8 protein-coding genes are annotated in these 4,675 nt (G+C 64.7%); 6 read left to right on the forward strand and 2 right to left on the reverse strand.

Features of this window, described 5'->3' with window-relative positions:
• A partial coding sequence (locus tag ACK4TH_RS11160) for a type II toxin-antitoxin system RelE/ParE family toxin (RefSeq protein ID WP_409626456.1) occupies nt 1-324 on the reverse strand: 324 nt, incomplete at its 3' end.
• Complete coding sequence (locus ACK4TH_RS11165; protein ID WP_409626459.1) at nt 321-533, reverse strand: TA system antitoxin ParD family protein; 213 nt, start codon at nt 531-533, stop codon at nt 321-323. The genes ACK4TH_RS11160 and ACK4TH_RS11165, both read right to left, overlap by 4 nt.
• 71 nt (nt 534-604) lie before the next feature.
• Between ACK4TH_RS11165 and ACK4TH_RS11170 the strand changes: the two genes are divergently transcribed.
• From ACK4TH_RS11170 to ACK4TH_RS11195, 6 genes are all read left to right on the forward strand, one after another.
• Complete coding sequence (locus ACK4TH_RS11170; protein WP_409626463.1) at nt 605-1,921, forward strand: S49 family peptidase; 1,317 nt, start codon at nt 605-607, stop codon at nt 1,919-1,921.
• Nucleotides 1,918-2,310 carry a head decoration protein gene (locus ACK4TH_RS11175; RefSeq protein WP_409626466.1) on the forward strand — a complete coding sequence of 131 codons (393 nt, stop codon included), beginning with the start codon at nt 1,918-1,920 and terminating at the stop codon, nt 2,308-2,310. Before ACK4TH_RS11170 ends, ACK4TH_RS11175 begins: the two co-directional genes overlap by 4 nt.
• 14 nt (nt 2,311-2,324) lie before the next feature.
• Nucleotides 2,325-3,356 carry a major capsid protein gene (locus ACK4TH_RS11180; RefSeq protein WP_409626469.1) on the forward strand — a complete coding sequence of 344 codons (1,032 nt, stop codon included), beginning with the start codon at nt 2,325-2,327 and terminating at the stop codon, nt 3,354-3,356.
• A gap of 35 nt (nt 3,357-3,391) precedes the next feature.
• Nucleotides 3,392-3,715, forward strand: coding sequence for a hypothetical protein (locus tag ACK4TH_RS11185; protein WP_409626472.1), 324 nt, complete (start codon nt 3,392-3,394; stop codon nt 3,713-3,715).
• A complete protein-coding gene (locus ACK4TH_RS11190; RefSeq protein WP_409626475.1) occupies nt 3,687-4,241 on the forward strand; it encodes a hypothetical protein in 555 nt (184 codons plus the stop codon). Before ACK4TH_RS11185 ends, ACK4TH_RS11190 begins: the two co-directional genes overlap by 29 nt.
• Nucleotides 4,238-4,675: phage baseplate assembly protein V (locus tag ACK4TH_RS11195; RefSeq protein WP_409626477.1), on the forward strand; the 438-nt coding region annotated here is incomplete at its 3' end. The genes ACK4TH_RS11190 and ACK4TH_RS11195, both read left to right, overlap by 4 nt.

Raw genomic sequence — 4,675 nt, forward strand, 5'->3', positions numbered from 1 at the left:
GCCGGCTTCTTCTTGCTTGGCATAGATGCTCCTTTCCAACATGCTATGCCTCAAACACAAAATTCCTGACAGGCTCTTTTCGTGGGGGCCGACGGCCAGCCAGGTGCGTGAACTCTCGTCCCATAAGTAGGCGAGCAGATAGAGCTGATTGATGCAATCGAACTTGTACACCCGCACGCCGGCGAGGTCGCCCTTTTTTTCCTCGCCGAGCAGTGGGTTGGTGATCAACGCGCGCATGGCGTCATGAACTGCATCGCGTTGGTTGGCGTGCAGTTTCTTATAGACCCGTTTGAATGCCGGTCGCTGGTACAGCGCGATGCTCATGCGTCAGGCAGCTCAAAAGGTTCGGATTCTTCCTCCATCGCCAGCAGCGTGTCGCGCACGAATTCAATCGGCAGGTCGGGGTTGTCCAGCGCGGCCCGCCCCACCTTGGCCCAGTAAGCGACCTGCTGCGGGATCGAGCGCATCTCGGCCTTGGCGCGCACCTTGGCGGTTTCGTACAGCGCGTCGTCGATTCGAATCGAAATACTCATGGCAGCGTCTCCTGTGGCAATACGCCACAAATGTAGTCGATTGCCATTCCGGAGTCAAACCCATGACCGATTTGCCCTACCTGGCGTCCCGCCTCTACGGGACGCCGCTCCTGATTGCGCGCCCGAAACTCGAAGTCATCCTCGGGGTGGTGGCCCGGAAGTTCGCGGGCGACACCCTGGCCACGCCACCGCCCAGCCGCACTGATAGCGGACTGGGGGGCGACCTCCAGGTTCAGGACGGCATCGCCATCCTCCCGATCCTCGGCACCCTGGTGCGTCGCTCTTCGTATATCGGTGCCGCCAGTGGCCTCACCAGTTATCACGAGATCGAGGCCATGGCCGAGCAGGCCTTTGCCGACCCGCAGGTACGCGCCGTGCTGCTGGAAATCGACTCCAGTGGCGGCGAGGCCGGTGGGGTGTTCGATCTGGCGCAGCGTCTGCGGCAGCTGGCCCAGACTTCCGGCAAACCCCTGTGGGCCATCGCCGATGAGGTCGCGCTCTCAGCCGCCTACGCCATTGCCTGTGCCGCTGACCGCCTCTGGCTCACCCGCACTGCCGAGGTGGGCTCGATTGGCGTGGTGGCGGTGCACATCGACGAGTCGGTGGCCGATGCCAAGGCCGGTCTGAACTACACCTTCCTGCACGCCGGCGCCCACAAGGTCGATGGCCATCCGCATGCACCGCTGCCGGCCACGGTCGCCGCAGACATCCAGGCCGACATCGAGCAGCTCTACACGCAGTTCATTGCGCTGGTCGCTGGGTTTCGACGCCTCCCGCCCAAGGCGATACGCGATACCGAGGCCCGCGTCTATCGCGGGGAGGCCGCGCTCCAGGCAGGCCTCGCCGATCAGATCGGCACCCGCGCTGAGGCGATCACGGCCCTGCAGCGCCAGCTGGCCATGAGTGCCGGCCGCAGCCTGCGCACCAAGGCCGCTGCACTGTCGGCGGCACGCACACCCCCTCGATCCCAACCATCCCCGAAGGAGATCTCCATGAATGATCACAACCCCGTCACGCCGGTGGACGATGCCCAAGAGCACACCACTCCGAACTCAAGCCCGACCCCGGCGCAGTCACCGCAAACCCAGCCGCTCGATGAAGCGGCCATCACCGCGCAAGTTGAGCATCGACTGCGCCGCCAACTCGCGGAGCTCACCGAAATCGCCGCCCAAGCCAAACGCCTCGGTGTGACGGTCGATCCGGCCCAGGCCCTGGCCCGTGGCGTCACCCCGGATGCGCTGCGCCAGTCGGTGCTGAAGCAGGCCGCTGAGCGCGATGTGGCGCAAGACATCGTCGCCGAGGCTCCGCAGCAACCCCAAACCAAACCCCAATCCGTCGCTGACAGCCCCTTGGTCAAAGCGGCCCAAGCCTATGGAGCCCGTCAATGAGCACACCTTTGATTTCCCCTTCGACGCTGGGTGACCTCATCAAGCGTGAGTTCGACCCGGACTACACCCGCGAGACCGTAACCCTGAAGGCGGGCACTGCCTATCCCCTGGGCGCCGTGCTTGGCCGCATCACCGCTACCGGCGTCTATGCCTTCTCGCCAGCGGCCTCGACCACTGGTATCGAGGGTGCCGAAATTGCCTCGGCCGTTCTGCTGCACCCGGTCGCCGCCAGCAATACCGACACCCAAGCCGTCGTGCTTGCACGTGGCCCGGCGATCGTCGCCGACCGTGCGCTGGCCTTCGATGCTTCCGTGGCGGATGCCGCCGCCCAATCCCTCAAACACCAGCAACTGGCTGCCCACGGCATCGTCGTGCGTCCGGTTGCTTGATAAGGAGTTCCCCCATGACCGTGATCGTCAATCCGTTCGACGCCGGCGGCTTTACGCTGGCCGAGATGTCGGCCGCCATCCAGATGCTGCCCAACCCCTATGGCCGGGTGGGTCAGCTGGGGTTGTTTGCACCCGAGCCGATTTCCCAGCGCAACGTCACCATCGAGTCCATCGAGGGTGAGCTGCGTCTGTTGCCGGCCGTCGCCCCAGGCGCGCCTGCGACGGTGGGCACCACCGACAAGCGCTCGGTACGCTCGTTTGCCGTGCCGCACATCCCGCACAACGACGTGGTGCTGCCCGAGGAAATCCAGGGCATCCGTGGCCTGGGCCTGGCCGCTGGCGAAGACCCGCTGGTCACCGTGATGACCCGCAAACTCGCCCGGATGCGTGCGAAACACGCGCAGACCTTGGAGTACATGCGCGTGAACGCTCTGCGCGGCATCACCAAGGACGGGGCAGGCAATACCCTCTACAACTGGCATGACGAGTTCGGCATCCAGAAGCCCGAGGTGGACTTCAAGTTCGGCAACGCGACAGATGACATGGTCACCCATTGCATTGAGGTCGCGCGCCATATCGAGGAGAACTTGAAGGGCGAAACGATGACCGGCATTCATGCCCTGGTCAGCCCCGAGTTCTTCGACGCTCTGGTTCGGCATAAGTCGGTCAAGGACGCTTACACCTTCTATCAGGGTACGGTTGGCACCAACCCGCTGCGCGATGATGTCCGCCGTGGCTTCCGCTTCGGACCCATCCTGTTCGAAGAGTATTTCGGCACGGTGACGCTGGCCAATGGGCAGACCGAGCGGCTGATTCCGGCCAAAGAGGGCGTGGCGTTTCCGCTGGGCACGCTCGACACCTTCCGCACTTACTTTGCCCCGGCGAACCTGATGGACGCCGTCGGCACCTATGGTCAAGAGCTCTACGCCTACCAGCTGGCACGACCCAACGGCACCGGCATCGATATTTACACCCAGTCGAATCCGCTGCCGATTGTGAAACGCCCGGCGCTGACCGTGCGGCTCTTCTCGAGCAACGGCTGGTGAGGGTCATGACGGTCTTCGGTGACTTGACCCGGGCCATGTCATCCATCGTGCTCACTACCTTCGGTGAGCCGGTGGTGTTTCACCTTGATGGGCAGGCCGAGGCGCTGCCGGGCCGGGGCGTGTTCTCGGCGGCGCACCAGGAGGTGGATGCCAGTACGGGTGTGCCGGTGTCCACGGTCCAGCCGGTGTTGGAAGTGCGGCTGGCGGATCTGCCGGCCACGCCGACCGAGGGTGATGCGGTGACGGTGCAAGGGGTGCTCTACCTGATCGTCGAGGTGCGACCCGATGGGCACGGCTTTCTGAAACTGATGCTACACAAAGGGGGCGGCCATGAAGCATCCACGCACCCTGATCCGTGAGGCGGTGGCCGCGCGACTCATCGATGCTTTGCCGAAGGTCGATACGCGCATCACGCCTGCACGCATCAGCATCCACCGCAGCACGCCGCTGTTTGCCGGCAAGTTGCCGGCCATCCTGATCTACACCCGCGACGAGCGCATCGAGGAGCAGCCCAACGCCGATCCTGGGCTGCGCTATCGGAAGTTGGAGCTGTCGGTCGAGATCATCGCCAGTGGTGACGCCGCTGCCGAAGAGGCCGATGTCCTGGCGCAGGCGGTGGAAGCCACCCTCGATGCCGACGAAACCTTGGGACTGCTGGTGGAAGGCACGCGCCTTACCCGCACCGAGGTGGATCAAGGCGGTGAGGGTGATACGCCGGTGCTGGCCGCTCGATTGTCCTTCGAGGTCAGCTACTGGACCAAGCCTGTGATCGATGACGGGGTGTTGCCGCTGCAGGTGCTGGTCAGCTGGGTGCCGGAGATTGGCTCTCGCCATGAGCACAGCTATCAGCCGGTCGGCACCCACTACCGGGAGCCGGGGTCATGAGCCAGCGCAACCTCCACCAGGACATGACCGAAGCCGAGCGGCGCATTAGCAATGTGGCGCTGATGGGCCAGGTGGTGGCGCTCGACACCGCGCGTGCCCGTGTGCGGGTGCAGGCTGGTCCCATCACCACGGGCTGGCTGCCCTTTGCGACGGTGCGTGCCGGCCAGGACCGGACCTGGCATCCACCGGAGCCGGGGGAGCAGGTGTTGCTGGTCGCGCCCGGTGGCGATCTCAACCAGGGGGTGGTGGTGGGCTCGATCTACCGGGCTGATCATCCTGCTCCGGCCGATTCAGCGGACGTCTCGCGCACCCTGTTCAAGGACGGCGCGGTGATGGAGTACGACCGGGCGCAGCACCACTGGCGCCTGGCCGTTCCTGCAGGCGGGAAGATCGTGCTGGAGATTGGCCCGACTCGACTGAGACTGCGGCGCCAC

The sequence above is a fragment of the Tepidimonas sp. genome (assembly GCF_046292505.1).
Lineage (GTDB): Bacteria > Pseudomonadota > Gammaproteobacteria > Burkholderiales > Burkholderiaceae_C > Tepidimonas.